Source organism: uncultured Allobosea sp. (assembly GCF_945956895.1).
In the GTDB taxonomy this organism is placed as follows: Bacteria; Pseudomonadota; Alphaproteobacteria; order Rhizobiales; family Beijerinckiaceae; genus Allobosea.
In genome coordinates this window covers 71791-92759 of record NZ_CAMFJF010000013.1, presented here as the reverse complement: position 1 = coordinate 92759, position 20969 = coordinate 71791, and the positions used below count along the sequence as shown (strand labels likewise).

General features: G+C 64.4%; 18 protein-coding genes and 1 pseudogene. 6 read left to right on the top strand and 13 right to left on the bottom strand.

The features are described from left to right. Positions 1 to 166: 166 nt before the first annotated feature. Positions 167 to 1018, top strand: coding sequence for a diguanylate cyclase (locus Q0Q02_RS10470; protein WP_293809140.1), 852 nt, complete (start codon positions 167 to 169; stop codon positions 1016 to 1018). Positions 1019 to 1038: 20 nt separating this feature from the next. Here the strand turns inward: Q0Q02_RS10470 and Q0Q02_RS10465 are convergent, their stop codons facing one another. From Q0Q02_RS10465 to Q0Q02_RS10440, 6 genes are all read right to left on the bottom strand, one after another. Next, positions 1039 to 1464, bottom strand: coding sequence for a GNAT family N-acetyltransferase (locus Q0Q02_RS10465; protein WP_293809139.1), 426 nt, complete (start codon positions 1462 to 1464; stop codon positions 1039 to 1041). Between the two features lie 109 nt (positions 1465 to 1573). Beyond that, positions 1574 to 5326, bottom strand: a complete 3753-nt coding sequence (gene metH, locus Q0Q02_RS10460) for a methionine synthase (RefSeq protein WP_293809137.1) — start codon at positions 5324 to 5326, stop codon at positions 1574 to 1576. A gap of 126 nt (positions 5327 to 5452) precedes the next feature. After that, positions 5453 to 6364, bottom strand: coding sequence for a methylenetetrahydrofolate reductase [NAD(P)H] (metF, locus tag Q0Q02_RS10455; RefSeq protein WP_293809136.1), 912 nt, complete (start codon positions 6362 to 6364; stop codon positions 5453 to 5455). Next, positions 6364 to 7377: a metalloregulator ArsR/SmtB family transcription factor gene (locus tag Q0Q02_RS10450; RefSeq protein WP_293809134.1), complete on the bottom strand. Its 1014-nt coding sequence runs from the start codon at positions 7375 to 7377 to the stop codon at positions 6364 to 6366. Before Q0Q02_RS10450 ends, metF begins: the two co-directional genes overlap by 1 nt. A gap of 455 nt (positions 7378 to 7832) precedes the next feature. Beyond that, positions 7833 to 9038: a PilZ domain-containing protein gene (locus Q0Q02_RS10445; protein ID WP_293809132.1), complete on the bottom strand. Its 1206-nt coding sequence runs from the start codon at positions 9036 to 9038 to the stop codon at positions 7833 to 7835. Between the two features lie 976 nt (positions 9039 to 10014). Next, positions 10015 to 10218 (bottom strand): cold-shock protein, encoded by a 204-nt coding sequence (locus Q0Q02_RS10440; protein WP_047581917.1) that lies wholly within the window; start codon positions 10216 to 10218, stop codon positions 10015 to 10017. 188 nt (positions 10219 to 10406) lie between these two features. Between Q0Q02_RS10440 and Q0Q02_RS10435 the strand changes: the two genes are divergently transcribed. The 3 genes from Q0Q02_RS10435 (at position 10407) to Q0Q02_RS10425 (ending at position 12695) form a co-directional block, all read left to right on the top strand. Continuing rightward, positions 10407 to 10661, top strand: coding sequence for a hypothetical protein (locus tag Q0Q02_RS10435; RefSeq protein ID WP_293809130.1), 255 nt, complete (start codon positions 10407 to 10409; stop codon positions 10659 to 10661). Between the two features lie 143 nt (positions 10662 to 10804). After that, a complete protein-coding gene (locus tag Q0Q02_RS10430) occupies positions 10805 to 11428 on the top strand; it encodes a YitT family protein (RefSeq protein WP_293809128.1) in 624 nt (207 codons plus the stop codon). Positions 11429 to 11522: 94 nt separating this feature from the next. Next, entirely contained in the window at positions 11523 to 12695 is a 1173-nt protein-coding gene (locus Q0Q02_RS10425; protein WP_293809126.1) for an alpha-hydroxy acid oxidase, read from the top strand. Here the strand turns inward: Q0Q02_RS10425 and Q0Q02_RS10420 are convergent. The 6 genes from Q0Q02_RS10420 to ettA form a co-directional block, all read right to left on the bottom strand. Further along, positions 12692 to 13069 carry a type II toxin-antitoxin system VapC family toxin gene (locus tag Q0Q02_RS10420; RefSeq protein WP_293809125.1) on the bottom strand — a complete coding sequence of 126 codons (378 nt, stop codon included), beginning with the start codon at positions 13067 to 13069 and terminating at the stop codon, positions 12692 to 12694. The genes Q0Q02_RS10425 and Q0Q02_RS10420 overlap by 4 nt on opposite strands. Further along, positions 13066 to 13341: a type II toxin-antitoxin system prevent-host-death family antitoxin gene (locus Q0Q02_RS10415; protein WP_293809123.1), complete on the bottom strand. Its 276-nt coding sequence runs from the start codon at positions 13339 to 13341 to the stop codon at positions 13066 to 13068. The genes Q0Q02_RS10420 and Q0Q02_RS10415 overlap by 4 nt, the downstream gene beginning before the upstream one ends. A 93-nt stretch (positions 13342 to 13434) precedes the next feature. Continuing rightward, complete coding sequence (locus Q0Q02_RS10410; protein WP_293809120.1) at positions 13435 to 15222, bottom strand: peptide ABC transporter substrate-binding protein; 1788 nt, start codon at positions 15220 to 15222, stop codon at positions 13435 to 13437. Between the two features lie 242 nt (positions 15223 to 15464). Beyond that, a complete protein-coding gene (locus Q0Q02_RS10405) occupies positions 15465 to 16103 on the bottom strand; it encodes a VOC family protein (protein ID WP_293809118.1) in 639 nt (212 codons plus the stop codon). A 51-nt stretch (positions 16104 to 16154) separates the two neighbouring features. Beyond that, entirely contained in the window at positions 16155 to 17069 is a 915-nt protein-coding gene (locus tag Q0Q02_RS10400) for an EamA family transporter (protein WP_293809116.1), read from the bottom strand. 172 nt (positions 17070 to 17241) lie between these two features. Continuing rightward, the gene (ettA, locus tag Q0Q02_RS10395; RefSeq protein WP_293809114.1) at positions 17242 to 18894 is read right to left on the bottom strand and encodes an energy-dependent translational throttle protein EttA; all 1653 of its coding nucleotides are present in this window, start codon (positions 18892 to 18894) and stop codon (positions 17242 to 17244) included. Positions 18895 to 19056: 162 nt separating this feature from the next. On the opposite strand from ettA, the gene Q0Q02_RS10390 reads away from it, so the two are divergent. Next, entirely contained in the window at positions 19057 to 19605 is a 549-nt protein-coding gene (locus Q0Q02_RS10390) for a hypothetical protein (protein WP_293809112.1), read from the top strand. 82 nt (positions 19606 to 19687) lie between these two features. Continuing rightward, positions 19688 to 20506, top strand: a complete 819-nt coding sequence (locus Q0Q02_RS10385; protein ID WP_293809110.1) for an MBL fold metallo-hydrolase — start codon at positions 19688 to 19690, stop codon at positions 20504 to 20506. Between the two features lie 108 nt (positions 20507 to 20614). On the opposite strand, the pseudogene Q0Q02_RS10380 reads toward Q0Q02_RS10385, so the two are convergent. After that, positions 20615 to 20968 (bottom strand): annotated as a pseudogene (locus tag Q0Q02_RS10380) (SDR family oxidoreductase); the annotation flags it as partial. Between the last annotated feature and the right edge of the window lies 1 nt (position 20969).

Sequence of the window (20969 nt, the reverse complement as noted above, 5' to 3'; positions counted from 1 at the left end):
CAAGGCTCGCTTAACTCCCCGATTCTAGTATAGCCTTCCCGGCAAGGCAGACCGAAAGGGGGCAGCCCTGGATAGCCAGCAGCAGCATCTCGCCGCCGAGCTTTGCCGGATTTCCGGCCAACCGGCCGCCATTGGCGCCTGGGAGTGCAATCTCGCCAATGAAGCCTTGAGCTGGACTGACGGCGTCTATGACCTGTTCGGCCTGCAGCGCGGCTCCACGATCCAGCGCTCGTCGATCCTCGACCTCTATGAAGCGAACTCGCGCAGCGAGATGAACCGCATGCGCAGCGGCATCATCCGCAATGGCGGCGCGTTCTCGCTCGACTGCCGCATCCGCACCGCGAGCAACGAAAAACGCTGGATGCGGCTGATCGTCGGCGTCGGCCATCAGAATGGTCGCCCGATTCGCATCTTCGGTTCGAAACAGGATGTCACCGCCGAGAAGGGCCTGTGGGGCGATCTGGCCGCGCTGTCACGGCACCTGCCGATCATCGCGCCCGCCACCCGCCGCGACTTCGAAACCCGCCTCGGACAGGCCCTGCACGGCGTTCGTTTCGACCGGGAGGCCTTCGCGCTGGTCATCGTGGATATCGACGATTTCCACGACATCGTCGATACGTTCGGTACCCCCGCCAGCGATGAATTGCTCACCCGTTTCGATGAGCGCCTCGCGCGGCTCTTCCCGGACGCTCTCGCGAGCGGACGCATCAACAGGAGCCAATTCGCCCTCCTGTTGCGGATGCCGACGGGCCAGCAGCGCTTTGCCGCGAGCCTCGAGAATGCGCGCCATCTGCTCTGCCGGCCCATCTCGCGCGGAACCCTTGTGATCGACTTCACGATCTCGATCGGCGCCGTCAGCCTCGAGGGGGAGCGCCACCGCGACCCCACCACCCTTTTCGCCGAGGCACAGGCCGCCCTGCATGTCGCCAGCATGGCCGGTGGCGGCACCTTGCGGATGTTCGACAAGCCCCTTGCGAGCGTCACCAGCCGGGCCGCCGGCCGAATGAACCAGGCTTGAGCCCCGCAGGCTACCGGGCCCTACAGTAACCGCGTGAAGACGATCTGCCCGTCGAGACCGCGGCCCATGTCGCGCCAGCCGTGGCGGACATAGAAGCGCTCGGCCCGCGTGCCGCCCCCGGTTTCGAGCCAGGCCTGGGCATGGCCGGCCGCCTTCAGCCCAGCCAGCGCGGCATCGAGCAAGGAGCGGCCGTGGCCCCGCCCCTCCTGCGCCGGATCGATGAACAGGGCCCAGATCAGGCCGGTCTGATGATTGGCGCAGGCGAAGCCCGCGATCTCGCCCGCGCTTTCCGCGACGAGGAAGATCGCGTTGTCACGATACCAGGCGACATCCTCGGCCGTGACCTTCGAGGGATCGCTCAGGATATTCTCGCGCACCGCCATGCGAATGGCATGGATGCGCGGGAAATCGGCGGCCGTGGCAGGACGGATAATGCGGTCGGACATCACCGCGGTCGTCATTGCGAGCGCAGCGAAGCAATCCAGGGGCGGCAGAACTCCGCGTCCCCCTGGATTGCTTCGTCGCTTCGCTCCTCGCAATGACGGCTGCGCATTCTCACTCCGCCGCCTGGAGGCGATAGGCAGCCGTATCGTAGTTGAGGATCGGCGCAAGCCAGCGCTCGACCTCCTCGATGGTCATGCCCTTGCGCTGGGCATAATCCTCGACCTGATCGCGCTCGACCTTGGCGACGCCGAAATAATAGGCCTCGGGGTGCGAGAAATAGAGCCCCGAGACCGAGGAGCCCGGCCACATCGCATAGCTCTCGGTCAGCTTCACGCCGACGCGACGCTCCGCCTCCAGCAGCCGGAACAGGGTTTCCTTCTCGGTATGGTCGGGCTGCGCGGGGTAGCCCGGCGCCGGGCGGATGCCGCGATATTCCTCGCGGATCAGCTCGTCATTCGAGAAGGTCTCGTCCGGCGCATAGCCCCAGAACTCCTTGCGCACGAGCTGGTGCATACGCTCGGCGAAGGCCTCGGCGAAGCGGTCCGCCAGCGCCTTGACCATGATCGAGCGGTAATCGTCGTTGTCGCGCGCGAACTTCTCGGAGATGCGCTCCTCCTCCGCGCCCGCCGTGACGACGAAGCTGCCGATATAGTCTGGCGCCACACCTTCCGGCGCAACGAAATCCGAGAGGCAGAGATTGGGCTTGCCGTCCCGCCGCGTCAGTTGCTGGCGCAGGCCATGGAAGGTCGCGAGCGGCTCCTGCCGGCTCTCGCCGGTATAGAGGCGGATATCGTCGCCGACGGCATTGGCCGGCCAGAAGCCGATCACCGCCTTCGGATTGAACCAGCGCTCCTCGACGACGCGCTTCAGCATCGCCTGCGCATCGTCCCAGAGCGCGCGCGCCGCCTCGCCCTGCTTCTCGTCCTGCAGGATCGCCGGGAAGCGGCCCTTCAATTCCCAGGTCTGGAAGAACGGCGTCCAGTCGATCACCGGCACGAGATCGGCGATGTCGTAGGTGCGGAAGGTCCGCGTGCCCAAGAAGCTTGGGCGCGGCGGGGCATAGCTTGCCCAATCCGTCTTGAAGGCATTGCCCCGCGCCCGCGCCAGCGGCAGGCGCTGCTTCTCGGCCTCGGAGCGGCGATGGGCGTCGGCGACCTTGGCATATTCCGCCTGCACGCCCGCGACATAACCCGGCTTCTGCTCCGACGAGAGCAGGCTGGAGACGACGCCGACGGCACGCGAGGCGTCGTTCACATGCACCGCCTGGCCCTTCTCATAGGCCGGGTGGATCTTCACCGCCGTATGGACGCGGCTCGTCGTCGCCCCGCCGATCAGCAGGGGGATGTCGAAGCCCTCGCGCTCCATTTCGGAGGCGACGGTCACCATCTCGTCGAGCGAGGGCGTGATCAGGCCGGAGAGGCCGATGATGTCGACCTTCTCCTTGCGCGCGGTCTCCAGGATCTTCTGGGTCGGCACCATCACGCCGAGGTCGATCACCTCGTAATTGTTGCACTGGAGCACGACGCCGACGATGTTCTTGCCGATATCGTGGACATCGCCCTTCACCGTCGCCATCAGCACCTTGCCGGCGGCCGAGCGCTCGGAGCCGCCGTTCAGGCGCTTCTCCTCCTCCATATAGGGCATGAGATAGGCGACGGCCTGCTTCATCACGCGGGCCGACTTCACCACCTGCGGCAGGAACATCTTGCCCGAGCCGAACAGGTCGCCGACCACGTTCATGCCGGCCATCAACGGCCCCTCGATGACGTGCAGCGGCTTGGCGGCGTTCAGGCGCGCCTCTTCCGTATCGACATCGATGAACTCGGTGATCCCTGCGACCAGCGCATGCTCCAGCCGCTTCTCGACCGGCAATTCGCGCCAGGCGAGATCCTTGCCGGACGCTGCGACCGAACCGTCTCCCTTGAAGCGCGGCGCGGCCTCCAGCAGGCGCTCGGTCGAATCCTTGCGGCGGTTGAGGACAACATCCTCGCAGAGCTCGCGCAATTCGGGATCGAGATCGTCATAGGAGCCGAGCTGGCCGGCATTGACGATGCCCATGTCCATCCCCGCCTTGATGGCGTGGTAGAGGAACACGGAGTGCATGGCCTCGCGCACCTTCTCGTTGCCGCGGAAGGAGAAGGACAGGTTCGAGACGCCGCCCGAGATATGGGCATGCGGCAGGGTCTCGCGGATCGCGCGCGTGGCATTGATGAAGTCGTTGCCGTAGTTGTCGTGCTCCTCGATGCCCGTCGCCACCGCGAAGATGTTCGGGTCGAAGATGATGTCCTGCGGCGGGAAGCCGATCGTCTCGGTCAGCAGCTTGTAGGCCCGCGTGCAGATCTCGATCTTGCGCTGGAAGGTGTCGGCCTGGCCGACCTCGTCGAAGGCCATGACCACGACCGCCGCGCCATATTGCCGGCAGATGCGCGCCTGTTCGAGGAAGGCTTCCTCGCCCTCCTTCATCGAGATCGAGTTGACGATCGGCTTGCCCTGGATCGTCTTCAGGCCGGCCTCGATCACCGGGAATTTCGACGAGTCGACCATGATCGGCACGCGCGAGATATCCGGCTCCGAGGCGATCAGGTTGCAGAACTCGGTCATCGCCTTCTCGGAATCGAGCAGGCCCTCGTCCATGTTGATGTCGATGACCTGCGCGCCGTTGGCGACCTGATCGCGCGCCACGTCGAGCGCGGCAGCATAGTCGCCGGCCGTGATCAGCTTGCGGAACTTGGCCGAGCCGGTGACGTTCGTGCGCTCGCCGACGTTCACGAAGGGAATGGTCTCGTCGAGCGTGAAGGGCTCCAGACCCGCGAGGCGCAGATAGGGCTTGGCCTCCGGGATCTGGCGCGGCGCCTTGCCGGCCACTGCCTGGGCGATCGCCTCGATATGGCCGGGCGTGGTGCCGCAGCAGCCGCCGACGACATTGACGAAGCCGGCATCGGCGAACTCGGCCAGCATCTTGGCGGTCGCTTCCGGCCGTTCGTCATAGAGGCCGAATTCGTTGGGCAGGCCGGCATTCGGATAGGCGCAGACCAGCGTGTCGGCGATGCGTGACATGTCCTTGATATGCGCCCGCATCTCGCGCGCGCCGAGCGCGCAGTTGAGGCCGATGGTCAGCGGCGCAGCATGGCGCACCGCGTTCCAGAAGGCCTCGACCGTCTGGCCGGACAGCGTGCGGCCCGAGAGGTCGGTGATCGTGCCGGAGATCATCACCGGCAGGCGGATGCCCTTCTCGCGATAGACCTGCTCGATCGCGACGATCGCGGCCTTGGCATTGAGCGTGTCGAAGATCGTCTCGATCAGCAGCAGTTCGGAGCCGCCATCGATCAGGCCCCTCACCTGCTCGGCATAGGAATCGCGGACCTGATCGAAGCTCACGGCGCGGAAGCCGGGGTTGTTGACGTCAGGCGAGATCGAGAGCGTGCGGTTGGTCGGGCCGATCGCGCCGGCGACGAAGCGGCGGCGCCCGTCTTCCTTCTGCGCGATCACGGCCGCCTCGCGGGCGATGCGGGAGCAGGCGACGTTCAGCTCGTAGACATAGGCCTCCATGCCGTAATCGGCCTGGGCGATCGAGGTACCCGAGAAGGTGTTGGTCTCGACGATATCGGCGCCCGCCCGGAAATAGGCGAGATGGATGTCGCGCAGCGCCTCGGCCTGCGTCAGGGCGATGATGTCGTTATTGCCCTTGAGATCGTGGTTGAACCCCTTGAAGCGCTCGCCGCGGAAATCGGCTTCGGACAGCTTCAGGTTCTGGATCTGCGTGCCCATCGCGCCGTCGAGCACGAGGATGCGCTCACGCGCGGCCTGGCGCAGCGAGCGCTCGATCTCGGCGCCGTCGACGGGAGCGGGAATGAAGTCGGACATCGTTACGCTTTCGCCAAGTGATGCTCAGTCATCGCCGTCATTGCGAGGAGCGAAGCGACGAAGCAATCCAGGGGCCGCTGAGCTCTACGTCTCCTGGATTGCTTCGCTACGCTCGCAATGACGCTATTACTCCGCCGCTACGGCCTGCGCCGCCGCCTTCTCGGGCTTCAACCCCACGAGGTGGCAGATGGCATAGACGAGGTCGGCCTTGTTCATCGTGTAGAAATGCAGGTCGGTGGCGCCGCGATCGATCAGGTCGAGCACCTGCTCGGCGCAGACGGCGGCGGCGACGAGGCGGCGCGTCGCGACGTCGTCTTCCAGCCCCTCGAAACGGTCGGCCAGCCATTGCGGCACGCTGGCGCCGGTCTTGCGGGCAAAATTCGCGGTCTGCTTGAAGTTCTGGACCGGGACGATGCCCGGCAGGATCGGGATCTCGATGCCGCGCGCGCGCACCTTGTCGAGATAGCGGAAATAGACGTCGTTATCGAAGAAGAACTGGGTGATCGCCCGCGTCGCGCCGGCATCGACCTTCTTCTTGAGCGCATCGATATCGGCATCGAGCGAGGCGGCTTCCGGGTGCTTCTCGGGATAGGCCGAGACCGTGACCTCGAAGTCGCCGATGCGCTTCAGGCCGGCGACGAGATCGGAGGTCTGGTGATAGCCCTGCGGATGCGGCTCATAGATCGTGCCGAGCCCACCGGCCGGATCCCCGCGCAGGGCCACGACATGGCGCACGCCGGCATCCCAATAGGAGCGGATGACCTCGTCGACCTCGGCCTTGCTCGCCGAGACGCAGGTGAGATGCGCGGCCGGCTTCAGCGCGGTCTCCTCGACCATGCGCTTGACGGTGGCGTGGGTGCGCTCGCGTGTCGAACCGCCGGCGCCATAGGTCACCGAGACGAAGCTGGGGCCGAGCGGCTCAAGCCGGCGCACGCTGTCCCAGAGCGCGACCTCCATCTCCTCCGTCTTCGGCGGGAAGAATTCGAAGGAAACGCGCGGGCGGCGCGAGCCATGGCGGCTGGGGCGGAAAGCATTCATCACGCAACCTCGAGATTGATCTTGCGGACCAGCGGATCGGCCTGGACGCGCCGGTCGCGGCCGCGCCAGAGCATGACCGGCAGCTGCCCGGAGCCGCCATCGGCAAGGGTGACTTCGCGAGAAAGGTCGCAGGAGAGACCGGCCTCGGCGAACCAGGCAGCGATCTGCTGGCGGGAGAATCCGAGCCGGCGATGCGCATGCTCGGTCCGCAGGAATTCCATGTCGTGCGGCGCGAAATCGACGACGATCAGGCGCCCGCCGGGGGCCAGCATCGCAGCCGCCTCGCGCACGGCCCGGCCGGGATCGTCGAGGAAATGCAGCACCTGATGGATCACGACGAGATCGAAGGAACCGCGCGCGAAGGGCAAAGCATAGATGTCGCCCTGCCGAAGCTCGACGCGCGACAGCCCCGCCTGCTCCAGATTGGCCCGCGCCACCGCCAGCATCGCATGGTTGGCATCGACGCCAACGGCGCGGCCGAATTTCGGCGCGATCCGCTCCAGCATACGGCCCGTGCCGGTGCCGAGATCGAGCATCGCGCCGGGCGAGCCCTCGCCGACCGCCTCCTCGACCGCCGCCTCCACGGCGTGATCCGGCACATGCAGGCCGCGCAAACGGTCCCAATCGCGCGCGACGCTGGCGAAATAGCTTTGCGCCGCCTCAGCCCGCGTCGCCCTGACAGCAGCGAGCCGCTCGCGATCGGCCGCGAGCACCGGGTCGCTCAGGTCGAGCCAGGCGGCGAGCGACGCGGCGAAAGCCCCGCCCGGCCCGGTCTCGTCGAGCCGGAAGAAGGCCCAGGCGCCCTCGCGCGAACGCCGGACCAGCCCGGCCTCGGCCAGGAGCTTGAGATGGCGCGAGATGCGCGGCTGCGACTGGCCGAGGATGTCGGTGAGATCGGAAACGGAGAGCTCGCCCTCGGAGAGTAGCGCGAGGATGCGCAGCCGCGTCTCCTCGCCAGCGGCCCTGAGGCCGGCGAGAAGCACATCGGAAGACAATGTCGTCGGCTGCCGCACGCGCCTGCGCCCCTTGCCCACAAGGAAAAAGATATAAAGATATCTTTATATCGAACATGCCGTTCGTGCAAGCGGATTGTCGTGCGGAAAACAGGACGGAGGCTGCGTCCTCTTCCCCATAGGGAAAGGCGGCTCGGCGAAGCCGAGAGGATGGGGTGGAGCACGGCCTTCAGCCTCAGCGCCGAAATCGTCCCCGTCAGCGAAAAGGCCAGCAGGCCATCCGGTACGCTCCACCGGATAGCGTCCCAGCACGACAGGTCGCAGCCGACCTGCTTCGCAATACCCGCCTTCAACCCCTCGTGACATATGCGACGTCTGCCTTCCGGCAGCTTGCATAGGCCTGAACACGGCCAGCAAGAGTCGCTGTTCAGGTCATTATTGAAATCGAAGCGCTACGGCATCGATCCGAAAATTGGCACGCGGTTTTCGGACAAAGCCGATGCAAGATCAAAGCGCTAGCGTGAGCGCGGCTTCACAAATTCAACACCAAGTTCTTTCTGCCGACGCCAGCGCACACGGACGCGCTGGCGCTCGCCTTGATAAGACAGCAATAAATCAAACTCGTCAGGCAAAGCCAAATTGTCATCGACCCGCAATCGCGCACCGCTTCGCGACACGTCCAAAACAATACACTCCACTGAAGCGTTTAGGTGATCCAGAAAAAATTTTGCCTTTTTATAAACAGGCTTCCGCTCTCCACCACGCCTCTCTTCTTTTCTATTATTACGCCGAACCAAAGAATATTTTAGAGGCAATCCATCGATATTGGGACCAGCTATATGATAGCTAACTTGCCTGGCGATAGCACTCTTAAGCGACGACTCCGCGCGCTCGACTGCGGACAATGCCTCCTCCGCAATGCTCGGATCGCAGGCTCCCGTCACACTCTCGATTCTAAATTCCAGATCGCTCACCGTAGCTAGAAAACTAAGCTCGTTAGAAATTTGGGTAATTTTCATCTCAAGCGCGGCCGAAGTCGCGACCGGATTCAACACGACCACAAACGTCGAATCCGGCCTTCTACAAAAAAACCCGGAATCCGGAATTGCTAGAATAAGTCGTTTTGCGAACTCGCGCGTCAACTCTTCGACAGCGGACCGGCCAAATTTACGAGCGAAATAGCCGACTTCAACGATCTGGATAGCGATAACACCGACTCTACCCTTCGAATGAGCAAGGACATCATCGAGCCTTCTAAATAAATCCTCTGGCGCCAAAAGACGTGATAAACAATTGTTCCCTACATTGTTATTGGTGATTGAAATTTCACTTCTTTTCTTAAGTCGTTCGATCGCCCCAGCGATTTCCGCCACGCAGTCGCCGTCCATCAGGACCGCATCGCTGACACCACGTCGAAAGCCCTGGATAATGGCGTTCTGACAGCGGTCGGGAGCGACCAAAATCACCGGGACGCGACCAGCCACACAAGACAGGACGCCGTCGACAAGAGGCAATGCACCATCCGTGTCGCCATCCATGCAGACGACGACTTCAAGGAAACCGCCGCGGACTGTTTCGCCAAGCTCTTCAAGATCGCTCGCAGCAGATACGGATCCGCCGAGACGGCTCTGCAAATCGCTGGACAGTTCGGTCCGCGCTCTGCTGTCGTTCGAGAATACCGCGATATTAGGGCCAGGGAGCGATTGGCTGATTGGACTCATAAGGGGACTCATAAGGGGACTCATCGCGGCCAGCGAGCCAAAGATATACCGTAAAGTCATCCCGCCTGTCTTTGAGACAGATCAGAATGAACTCTTGCCCTCCAACCGGGGACGGTTGGCCGGCGCCGCGACAGTTTCGAGCCACGGATGCTATTGAAACGGAAGCGGCAAGCGCGGGAGTGCCGTCGATATCTGATCCGGGTCGCGAGTCAACATCTCAGGCTCGAACCGCGCGTGTGTGCTTTCGAGCAAAGCGTAAAGATCGGTCAGCAAGCCATGACGGACTTCCAATCGGACGCCCCCGTCATTCTCGTCGAAACCCGTCCAGATCGCCCATCTCGGCCGCCCCGAAATCAGCGGGCAGGAGATAAAGAGACGCGCGGCGTGCCCGCGAAACATATCCCCGCCCTTCCAACCGATGCCTGTCCTGCATGCGCCCCCATCCGGCCGGGGGCTTCGCGGGGCATCGTGGGCCGGAGGGGATTGCGGGTTTCGTGTCCCGAGCCGTTGCGGGCTCGCTCGATCACCGCGCGTCCGACAGGACGCGATAACGGTGATCGAACTATTCATGATCGCATCGGAAACATCCGATGCGATAGCGCGAAGGTGCCGACTTCGCACAGGCCGAACAGACAGGCCTCCGCCCTCGCCGGGCGTCCAAGCGAAGCAGACCCCCAGATACCCGTGCGCGGAGTCGGGCAGCGCGACGTCATCGCTATTCGACACCATCGACATCGACCGACATCGGCACGCAGCCGTCGACTGCGAACGCCGCCAGGCTCCGCGCATCCCTCGGGTGCAAAGCTCCGCAACCCCGCAGGGCAGGCCTGGACGGGGCTTTCGGCACATCATTTCAAGTCAAACGGGCAGTCTCGCCGGACAGGCGGCGGGAAACGCCGATCCGGTCGTCACTTTCAGCGCGCGTTCGCCAGCGACCCGCCCGTGTGGCAGGCGAACTTCACGACAACAGATGGTCTCAGAGCACTTTCAGATCGCCCGCGGCCGTCTTGCCGCGCTCGGTCTTCAGCTCGAACGAAACCTTCTGCCCTTCGGTCAGCGTCATCATTCCGGCTTCCTTGACGGCCGTGATGTGTACGAACACATCCTTGCCGCCCTCTGCCGGTTGAATGAAGCCGAACCCCTTCTCAGTGTTGAACCACTTCACGGTTCCGGTCGCCATCGCCACATTCCTCGAAGCCAAAGCGTTACTCACCGGCAGTGAGCGCATGGCTCCTATGCCGGCAACGGAAGGATTGACCGAAAACCGAGCCTTGTCGAGATGAAAGGACGAGCAGAGGCCTCCTGCGCCTGTCAAGATTTTGTCAGCATGATCCGTGTCTTGCCACCGGCATGCGGAGAGCCCCCCAGATGGATGCCGGAGTCGTCGCGGTCGGCGACGTAAAGTCCTCGCCCGCCATGATTGCCGAACCTCAAAGCGCTGAACCTGAAGCAGATGATTTCGGCTGGATCTGCCTTGGACATCACTTGGCGAAATCCTTCCGCGCCCAGTGCAGCCACTGTCATTTCGCGATCTTCAGCTACCTCTTTCCGTGCGGTCGGCGGCGGCGAGGCGACAACGCGCCCGCACCGCGCGGAAGCGCCGCCGTCCTGGCATGTGGCTGACAGGCCAAGGCAAGCGCGTTGTCCTGGAAACACGCCTCCACATGCACGCAGCCTCGGGCAAGCCCACGTCAAGCCTGCTTCAATCGGCCCGATTATTGCCTGCGCACTGGCGCGGAGCCCCGCCAGCCGATACAGGCCTCGCCATGTCCCAGATCGCCGCCACCACCATGCCGCAACAGCACCGCTTCTATGAAGACCTCCTCGCCCTGCCCCTAGGCACGCTGATGATCAGCTTCGGCATCGTCCTCTTCGCCAAGGCGACGCTACTGACCGGCGGCGCCGCCGGGCTCGCCCTCTTGCTGCAATTCGCCACGGGCGCGAATTTCAGCCTGCTCTTCTTCGTCATCAACCTGCCCTTCTACTGGCTCGCCTTCCGGCGGATGGGCCTGCCCTTCACGTTGCGCACCTTCGCCGCCGTCGGTCTCGTCTCCGTCTTCGTCTGGGCGACACCGGGCTGGTTCCGCATCGAGGCGGTGGCGCCGCTCTATGCCGCCATCGCCGGCGGCGTCGCGATGGGGCTCGGCCTGCTGGCGCTGGCGCGCCACCGCACCGCGATCGGCGGGGTCAATATCCTTGCGCTCTATCTGCAGGAGCGCCGCGGCTGGCGCGCCGGCTGGATCCAGCTTGCCATCGACGCCGCGATCTTCGCTGCCGCGCTCTTCGTGCTGCCGCCCGACAAGGTCGCGCTCTCGCTCATCGGCACGCTGGTGCTCAACGCCATCCTCGGGATGAACCACAAGCCCGGGCGCTACATGGCGATCTCCTGACGCAGGCCTTCCGTGCGGCAGGGTGGTTGCGCCCTGCCCGCCATCATGCGAGCAAGCCCGAAGGACAAGACCGACGCCAACGGCGAGACGAGACATGGCCCAGCCCCTGACCATCGAAGACCTGCGCCTCCTGGCCAAGCGCCGCGTGCCGCGCATGTTCTACGACTACGCCGATTCCGGCGCCTGGACCGAGGGTACCTACCGCGCCAACGAGACCGACTTCGCCAAGGTAAAGCTGCGCCAGCGCGTCGCGGTCGACATGACCAATCGCTCGCTCGCCAGTGAGATGATCGGCCAGCCGGTCGCGATGCCGGTCGCGCTCGCTCCCACCGGCCTCACCGGCATGCAGCACGCCGATGGCGAGATCCTCGCCGCCAAGGCTGCCGCCAAGGCCGGCGTGCCCTTCACCCTCTCGACCATGAGCATCTGCTCGATCGAGGATGTCGCGAACCACACCAGCGCGCCCTTCTGGTTCCAGCTCTACGTGATGAAGGACCGCGACTTCATCGCCCGCCTGATCCAGCGCGCCAAGGCGGCCGGCTGCTCGGCGCTGGTGCTGACGCTCGACCTGCAGATCCTCGGCCAGCGCCACAAGGATATCCGCAACGGCCTCTCCGCCCCGCCGAAGCCGACCATCGCCAACCTGATCAACCTCGCCTTCAAGCCGCGCTGGTGCCTGAAGATGCTGGACACGCCGCGCCGGCAGTTCGGCAACATCGTCGGCCATGTCACCGGCGTCGCCGACATGTCCTCGCTCTCCAACTGGACCGCCAGCCAGTTCGACCCGCAGCTCAACTGGGACGACATCAAATGGATCAAGGACCAGTGGGGCGGCAAGCTGATCCTCAAGGGCATCCTCGATGCCGAAGATGCCGAGATGGCCGCCAAGAGCGGTGCTGACGCCCTGATCGTCTCGAACCATGGCGGCCGCCAGCTCGACGGCGCGCTCTCCTCGATCGAGGCCCTGCCCGGCATCGTCGAGCAGGTCGGCAACCGCATCGAGGTGCTGTTCGACGGCGGCATCCGCTCGGGCCAGGACGTGCTCAAGGCGGTCGCGCTCGGCGCCAGGGGCACCTTCATCGGCCGCGCCTTCCTCTACGGGCTGGGCGCCATGGGCGAGCAGGGCGTCACCGCTGCGCTCGACATCATCCGCAAGGAGCTCGACGTCACCATGGCGCTGTGCGGCCTGCGCGACATCAAGGATGTCGACGAGCGCATCCTCGTCGGCGGCCGCGCCGGGGCGATGAAGCGGCTGGCGAGCGTTTAGGCCTTCAGACCCGGCACACCGTACTCAAGCAGGCGAGCGTCGCGGGTCACGAGCGTGAGCCCGCGATTCCTTGCTTGCGCGACGAGCATGCGATCGAATGGATCGCGATGGATGGGGGGCAAGGCTGCTGCAGCCACTGCATCATCCAGGGCAATCTCGATGAAGGTCAGCCCCGAGGCCGCGACGCCTTCCCATTCGGCGACGGGTAGATCAAGCTTGCCAAGTGAGCGCTTGATTTCCAGCTCCCACACACTGGCGACGCTGATACAAACCTGATCGGCTCTGGCAATGGCATCTCTTACGGAATCGGACAGCTTGTCGCTATCCATCCCGAGCCACCACAGCAGCACGTGACTGTCCAGAAGACAGTTCACCGGCTTGGCCCGGCGTCATCGGTCGTGGAATAGACCTCGAACAGGTCGGTAAGATCGTTCTGCGGCTTCCACCAATCCGGATCGATCTCCCAGATCTTCCCGGCCCAAAGACCGGGTCGGCGCTTGGCGACGCCAGCCTGCGGAGGCGCAACCTGCACCAGCTTCACCGCCGGTACGCCGTTGCGTGCGATGACGACTTCCTCGCCGCGTAAGGCTTTTTCGATCAGCCGCGAGAGGCTGGTCTTGGCCTCGTGCACATTCACGACGGTCATGAGCCCTCCATATTAGCTAGCCTAGCTAATATGGAGAGAGCAGGTTTGAAAGGCAACTCCCCGCCGGGACAAGCCCGGCGGGGTCTTCATGCCTCAGGCGCGATACCAGGCCGCGAGGTTCCAGGTATCGACGTCCCAGCCGGAATGGTCATGCGAGATGCTGTTCGCCACGGCGACCACCTTCTTGCGCGACAGGATCGGCAGGATGACGTTGGCCTCGCAGAAGATCTCGTTGACCTTGATCAGCAGCGCGGCGCGCTTGGCCGGGTCGAGCTCCTTCTGGGCGGCCTTGTAGGCCTCGTCGGCAGCCGGATCCGTGTAGCGCGAGACGTTGCGGCCCAGCCACTTGTTCTCCTTGCTGGCGACTTCCCAGGAGGTGAACTGGTTGAGGAACCGCTCCGGATCGGGCTGCGGCTGCGTCGTCGTGTACATCTCGATGTCGGTGTAGAGCTTGGTGTAGGTGTCGGGGTTGGCGACGTCCGACGAGAAGAACACCGAGGCGGTGACCGACTTCAGCTCGATATCGATGCCGGCGCGCTGGCAAGCCTGCTTGATGATGGCCTGCACCTTCTGGCGCGGAGCGTTGATCGAGGTCTGGAAGACATATTTGAGCTTCTTGCCATCCTTCTCGCGGATGCCGTCCGAGCCCTTCTTCCAGCCGGCATCGTCGAGGATCTTGTTGGCCTTCTCGATGCTGAACTCGTACTTGAGCTTGGTCGACTTGAACTGCTTGGGCTCGTTGACGAAGCTCGCCGTGGCCGAGCCGGCGCGGCCATAGATGAATTTCTGGATCGAGTCGCGGTCGATCAGCAGGTTGATCGCCTGGCGCACCGCCGGGTCGCTCAGCGTCGGGTGCTTGGTCTTGGCGCTGGAACGCTCGCCATCGACTTCGGTCCACGGGTCGGTCGTGTTCAGCGTAACGAACTCGATGTCGCCGGCAGCAGCCGCGCTGATCTTGCCACGACCGCCGGTCTCCATGCGCTTGAGGACTTCGTCCTCGACCAGCGTATCCCAGGCGTAATCGTATTCGCCGGTCTGCAGGACGGCGCGGGCGGCCGAAACCGCATCACCACCGCCCTTGATCTCGAACGTGTCGAAATGCGGACGATTGGCGACGTGGTAGTTCTCGTTGCGGGTGCCCGAGAGGATGTCGCCCGGCTTGAAATCGGCGAACTTGTAGGGACCGGTGCCGACAGGCTTCAGATTAGCCGGAGCCTCACGCGACTTGGCGCCCTTGTAGTCGCCGAAATGATGCTTCGGGATGATCATGCCGGCGACGCCGACGAAGGGGTCTGCCCAGAACGGCGTCGGCTTGGCGAAGATCACCTTGACGGTGAAATCGTCGACCTTCTCGACCTTGATGTCCTTGTAGGCGCCGGTCGTGTAGGCGGCGGTCGCCGGATCGGCAGCATATTCCCAGGTGAAGACGACGTCGTCGGCCGTGAACGGCTTGCCGTCATGCCACTTCACGTCCTTCTTCAGCTTCCAGGTGACGGTCGTGCCGTCCTCGGACAGGCCGCCATTGGCCTTGGTCGGGACTTCGGCCGCGAGCTGCGGGATCAGGTTGCCTTCCTTGTCCCAGCCGGCAAGCGGCTCGTAGAACACGCGCGAGGCGATCTGGTCCTTGGTGCCCGAGGCGAAATGCGGGTTGAGCAGCGTGGGGGCCTGCCAGAGCAGCATCTTCAGCGGGCCACCGCCGCCGGCCTTGGTCGGCTTGTATTCGAGCGTGGCATTGGCCATCGCGACATCGTTCCAGGCCAGGATCTGGCTCGCGATCGGCGCGGTGATGCCCAGCGCCGCCATCTTCTGGATGAAGGAGCGCCGCGAGAGGCCGCCTTCCTTCACGTCTTGCACCATACCCTGGATATACTGACTAGTCATAATCTACCTTCACGTCACGATAGCAAGAACACGATCAATATATTGACCAGTTCCAGATTTGATTTATCAGATCCAAGGCATAGAATTGCATTGGATGCGGCTCCCGTCCTAGGAGCCGTCGCCCTAAACATAACTTAAGTCGTCAGACGAGGGCCGCATACCGGGTCTGCTTGTCACTCGGGGCGCCGGCTAAATTACGCTGATTCCAAAGGAAAAAGCGCCGCGATCACTTAACGCTGCGATCAGGATAATTCCCGGAGACCGGCAGGCGTCTCGATCTGCGCGCGGTAGCGCAATTCGGCTCCGCCGGCGACGGCGGGGGCCCGCGCTGCCCCCAGTTCCCTCAACAACGCCGCAACGACATCGGCATTCGGGCATTCAAGAGAGAAGCCACGCAAACGCGCACCCAGGTCGGCGATCGTCGCCATCGAGCGCGGCTTGCCGCGGCGGTCGATGATGGAGGGTGCAGCCCCTCCCCACGGCAACGAACCATCATCGGGAATGACGAAATCGAAGACGGGGGCGTCCACCGGCAGCCCGACCTTGCGGCCGAAGATGGGCTCCCTGCCCTGAAGGACATTGTCGATCTCATCCGTCCGCGCGACCCAGCCGCGCAGACGACGGCCCGTATCCCAGTCCCGCCGAACTTGTTTCTGGTCGTCGAGCCCGAACCAGCGGGCACGCCCGGGATACGCCCCGTCAGGATCGAGCGCGACGATCTCCAGATAGACCCCGCCGCCCAGTTGCAGCAGGTGATTATGGGTCCCCATATAGCCGTGCCGCTGGCCGAAGGGCACATCGAGATCGAGGCAGTCGCGAACATGCGCGACGCCTTCGGCAAGCGTCGGGGCGATGACGGTGAGATGGTCGAGCGTCAGCATGCCCATCAATTGAAGCCGTGAGGCGGCGGCTGTCCACTCGCCGCGAAGATGTCAGGAGGCTTCGCCGCGCCGGTTGGCAACGGTCAGCGCCAGCCCGCCAAGCACCAGGCCGACGCCAAGCGCGAACATCAAACCGAGATCGTCGCCGAACATCACGGCCGCGGCCGCAACGCCCACGACCGGCTGGAGATATTGGATGGCAGCGGCGATCCGGGCCGGAACCGTGCGCAGGATGGCGAGCCACATGAACAGACCCGCCACGGTCACCACGACGCCGAGATAAGCCGCGGCACCGAGCCCCGTGGCGGTCACCGTGAACGGCACATGCCACATCTCCCACCCCGCCCAGGGCAGCAGCGCGAGAAAGCCGAACAGCGTGCTCCAGGCCGCCACCGTCGCAGTGCCCCAGCGCTCGGATAGTTCGACGCTCCAGACGTAGTAGAACGCGATGGTCACGGCCGAGAGCAGCACGAGCATCGAACCCGCCAGCGTGGTCTGGGTCACGGCGGAAGCCGCATCGCTCCGCCCGGAAGCCACAACTGCGATACCGGCGAAGGCGGCAACGAGCCCAAGTGCCTGAAGCCGCGACACCGATTGCCTCAGCCGCATCGCGGCGAAAACCACGACGAAGATCGGGATCGTCGCGGAGATGATGGTGCCGACCGAGGCCGAGGTGCCGGCGACGCCGAAGGTCTGCGCGACCTGCCCGATGCCGATGCCGAGAATGCCGAGCGCAGCCAGCCGCGGCAGCACGCGCCAGGGGAGCCTTTGCTTGCCGACGACGAAGACGAACATCAGAGGCACGGCGATGATGAAGCGGAACGCCGTCAGCGTCAGCGGCGGCAGGGTATTGAGGCCGAGCTTGGTGATCGGGATCGACAGGCCCCATAGCAAAGCAAGCAGCAGCATCGTCGCATAGCTCCCGAGCGACGGATCGGGGCGGGGGAGCGAGGCCGGCTGGCTCATGGGTTCAAGCGGTCTTTAAGGGCGCAACGGAGAGCGGAAGCCTTAGGTCGCCGCTTCTGCCGCGACAAGCCAGATGATGTTGGCAGCGTCATCCAGCCCAAAGTGTTGCATTAAAAGAAAGCCCCGCGGACCTTGCGGCACCACGGGGCTTTTCGATTCAGGTATCGAGCGCTCAGCGCGTGAACTTCTTGTACTGAATGCGCTTCGGAATGGTCGAGTCGATGCCGAGGCGGCGCTTCTTGTCCTCCTCGTATTCGGCGAAATTGCCTTCGAACCACTCGACATGGCTATCGCCCTCGAAGGCGAGGATATGGGTCGCGATGCGGTCGAGGAACCAGCGATCGTGGCTGATGATCACGGCGCAGCCGGCGTAATCCTCCAGCGCCTCTTCCAGCGCGCGCAGCGTGTCGACGTCGAGGTCGTTGGTCGGCTCGTCGAGCAGCAGCAGGTTGGCACCGGACTTCAGCATCTTGGCGAGATGGACGCGGTTGCGCTCACCGCCCGAGAGCGAGCCGACCTTCTTCTGCTGATCGCCGCCCTTGAAGTTGAAGGCCGAGCAATAGGCGCGGGAATTGATCTCGCGCTTGCCGAGATAGAGCACGTCGTTGCCGCCGGAGATTTCCTCCCAGACGTTCTTCTTGTCGTCGAGCGAGTCGCGGCTCTGGTCGACATAGCCGAGCTGGACGCTCTCGCCGACCTTGATCGAGCCGGCATCCGGCTTCTCGGCGCCGGTGATCATCTTGAACAGCGTGGTCTTGCCGGCGCCGTTGGGGCCGATGACGCCGACGATGCCACCCGGCGGCAACTTGAAGGTGAGATCGTCGATCAGGAGCTTGTCCTGGAAGCCCTTCGACAGCCCATCGAAATCGACGACGTTGTTGCCCAGCCGCTCGGCGATCGGGATGATGATCTGGGCGGTGTCCGGCCCCTTGCTGTTCGCCTTCTGGACGAGCTCGTCATAGCGCTGGATGCGGGCCTTGCTCTTGGCCTGGCGGGCCTTGGGCGACTGCGCCATCCACTCCGCTTCGCGCTCCAGCGTCTTCTGGCGCGAGGCATCCTCGCGGCCTTCCTGGGCGAGGCGCTTCTGCTTCTGCACCGACCAGGCCGAGTAGTTGCCCTCGTAGGGGATGCCCTGGCCGCGATCGAGCTCGAGAATCCAGCTCGTGACGTTGTCGAGGAAGTAGCGATCGTGGGTGACGATCAGGATCGCGCCCGGATAGGTGCGCAGATGCCCTTCCAGCCAGGCAGTGGTCTCGGCGTCCAGATGGTTGGTCGGCTCGTCGAGCAGCAGCAGCTCGGGCTGCTCCAGCAGCAGCTTGCACATCGCCACGCGGCGACGCTCGCCGCCCGAGAGCTTGTCGACGGCCCAGTCGTCCGGCGGGCAGCGCAGCGCGTCCATCGCCTGGTCGACCTTCGAATCGAGATCCCACAGCCCCTTGGCCTCGATCTCGTCCTGGAGATTGGTCATCTCGTCGGCGGTCTCGTCCGAATAGTTCATGGCGAGCTCGTTATAGCGGTCGAGGATCGCCTTCTGCGGGGCGACGCCGAGCATGACGTTCTCGCGGACGGTCAGGCTCTCGTCGAGCTTCGGCTCCTGCGGCAGGTAGCCGACGCGCGCGCCGTCAGCGACCCAGGCCTCGCCGGTCCATTCCTTGTCGAACCCGGCCATGATCTTGAGCAGGGTCGACTTACCCGCGCCGTTGACGCCGAGGACGCCGATCTTGGCATCCGGATAGAAGGACAGATGGATGTCCTTCAGCACCTGCTTGCCGCCCGGATAGGTCTTGGACAGGCCGCGCATATGGTAGATGAACTGGCGGGACATGGGGCGAGCGGGCTCCGCTTTCGAACGCTTGCGACAAGGATGTCGGGAAATCTGGCCGCTATGTAGCGGTGAGCCGCGCCGCCCGCAACCGCATCGGGCGCATTGCGGAGGCTCTACCTGTCCGGGACAATACCAGGCCGTGGCCGCAGGGGACGTTTCGAGATGCAAAACGAGGATGGCAGCGCGACCGTCGCGCTGAGGCTGCGTGACGGCGCCCAGCTCTTCAACACGCTCGACCCCTTCCCCTTCCGCGAAGGCGACATCGCCGCAGAAGCCGAGGAATACATCGTCGACTGGGCCCGCGACCTGCCGAAGGACGAGCCGATCACGATCGTCATCCATCTCGAAAAGCCCGATGCCCCCGACAGACCGGGGCCGGACCTCGCAATCGCGATCACGAGCTGGTTCGCCGGCCGGGCGAAGGCGGAAACTTACGCGCTGCGCGAGCTGTTCCGCGACGGCCGCCTCGCCTTCACCATCGGCTTCGTCGGGCTCGCCGCCTGCCTGTTCCTGAGCTGGCTGCTGACGAAGACCCATGAAGGCCCCTTCGCACGCCTCTTTCAGGAAAGTCTGGTCATCATCGGTTGGGTGGTGATCTGGCGGCCGGCCGAGATGTTCCTTTACGACTGGGTGCCGATCCTGCGTCGCAGGAAGCTCTACCGCCGTCTTGCGACCGCGACGGTCGAGATCCGACGCTCCGCGCCTGTGTAACGGTTCACGAAACCGCCAGCGCGCTTTTCAAGGCCCGTCCTTTGCCTGATCGTTGCGGGCAACGCGCAACCGGAGCCGGACGATGAATCTGTCGCGCACCTTCGGACTATTGGCTTTCGCCGGCATCGTCCTGAGCGCTGCCCTGGGCTTCGCTCCGGCGCCTGCCCGTGCCCAATCGAACCAACCCGGCTGCCGGCCGGAGATGGCGAGCCTGGGCCCGCCGATCCACCGGGCGCAGCTCGCGAAGGACGAGGCCAGGCTCACCTTCGTCGGCCACGCCACCTTCCTGATCGAGACACCGGGCGGCGTGAAGATCGCCACCGACTACAACGATTATGTCCGCCCGCCGGTGACGCCCGACATCGCCACGATGAACAAGGCGCACTCGACGCATAATTCGCGCAATCCCGACCCCGCCATCAAGCATGTCCTGCCCGGCTGGGACCTGTCTGGCCAGGGCGCGGCACAGCACGACCTGACATTCGGCGATGTCCGCGTCCGCAACGTGCCGACTAATATCCGCACCTATGAGGGCGGCACGGACTATGACGGAAATTCGATCTTCGTCTTCGAGATCGGCGAGCTCTGCATCGCCCATCTCGGCCATCTGCATCACCCGCTGGAGCCCGGCCATCTGCGCGCGCTCGGCCGGGTCGACATCGTGCTCTTCCCGGTCGATGGCAGCTACACGCTCGACCAGACCGGCATGCTGGACGTGCTGAAGTCGATCCAGGCGCGGGTGATGATCCCGATGCACTTCTTCGGCGGCGGCACGCTCGAACGCTTCCTCGCCCGCACGCAAGGGCTCTGGCCGGTCGAGCGCCGCGAGCAGCCAACGATCACGCTGGGCAAGGCGACGCTGCCGGCCACCCCCACCATGATCGTCCTGCCGGGGCACTGACCCCTTCCGTCATTCTCGGGCGTAGCGAAGCGTAGACCCGAGAATCTCAGGACTGGAAACCACTGGTTTCCGAGGTGCTCGGGTCAAGCCCGAGCATGACGGCTCGTATCAGGTATTCACGCCGCCATCGATGGCGAAGCCGGCGCCGGTGATGAAGCGCGCCTCCTCGCTGGCGAGATAGGCCACGAGCCCAGCGATACCCTCCGGCTGGCCATAGCGCGGGATCGCCATGCGCGCCCTCTGCGCATCGGCCCGCTCACCATTGGCCGGATTCATGTCGGTATCGGTCGAGCCGGGATGGACGATGTTGACCGTGATGCCGCGGGGGCCGAGATCGCGCGCCAGCCCCTTGGTGAAGCCGATCAGCGCCGCCTTGCTCATCGCATAGAGTGTGACGCCAGGCTCGACGACCCGGTCGGCGAGGCAGGAGCCGGTCGAGATGATCCGCCCGCCATCGCCGAGG

Coding starts and splice junctions, on each gene's coding strand:
- Q0Q02_RS10465 (WP_293809139.1), bottom strand. CDS start 1,464: ATGTCCGACCGCATTATCCGTCCTGCCACGGCCGCCGATTTCCCGCGC.
- metH (WP_293809137.1), bottom strand. CDS start 5,326: ATGTCCGACTTCATTCCCGCTCCCGTCGACGGCGCCGAGATCGAGCGC.
- metF (WP_293809136.1), bottom strand. CDS start 6,364: ATGAATGCTTTCCGCCCCAGCCGCCATGGCTCGCGCCGCCCGCGCGTT.
- Q0Q02_RS10445 (WP_293809132.1), bottom strand. CDS start 9,038: ATGAGTCCAATCAGCCAATCGCTCCCTGGCCCTAATATCGCGGTATTC.
- Q0Q02_RS10440 (WP_047581917.1), bottom strand. CDS start 10,218: ATGGCGACCGGAACCGTGAAGTGGTTCAACACTGAGAAGGGGTTCGGC.
- Q0Q02_RS10435 (WP_293809130.1), top strand. CDS start 10,407: ATGGATGCCGGAGTCGTCGCGGTCGGCGACGTAAAGTCCTCGCCCGCC.
- Q0Q02_RS10430 (WP_293809128.1), top strand. CDS start 10,805: ATGTCCCAGATCGCCGCCACCACCATGCCGCAACAGCACCGCTTCTAT.
- Q0Q02_RS10425 (WP_293809126.1), top strand. CDS start 11,523: ATGGCCCAGCCCCTGACCATCGAAGACCTGCGCCTCCTGGCCAAGCGC.
- Q0Q02_RS10415 (WP_293809123.1), bottom strand. CDS start 13,341: ATGACCGTCGTGAATGTGCACGAGGCCAAGACCAGCCTCTCGCGGCTG.
- Q0Q02_RS10410 (WP_293809120.1), bottom strand. CDS start 15,222: ATGACTAGTCAGTATATCCAGGGTATGGTGCAAGACGTGAAGGAAGGC.
- Q0Q02_RS10405 (WP_293809118.1), bottom strand. CDS start 16,103: ATGCTGACGCTCGACCATCTCACCGTCATCGCCCCGACGCTTGCCGAA.
- Q0Q02_RS10400 (WP_293809116.1), bottom strand. CDS start 17,069: ATGAGCCAGCCGGCCTCGCTCCCCCGCCCCGATCCGTCGCTCGGGAGC.
- ettA (WP_293809114.1), bottom strand. CDS start 18,894: ATGTCCCGCCAGTTCATCTACCATATGCGCGGCCTGTCCAAGACCTAT.
- Q0Q02_RS10390 (WP_293809112.1), top strand. CDS start 19,057: ATGCAAAACGAGGATGGCAGCGCGACCGTCGCGCTGAGGCTGCGTGAC.
- Q0Q02_RS10385 (WP_293809110.1), top strand. CDS start 19,688: ATGAATCTGTCGCGCACCTTCGGACTATTGGCTTTCGCCGGCATCGTC.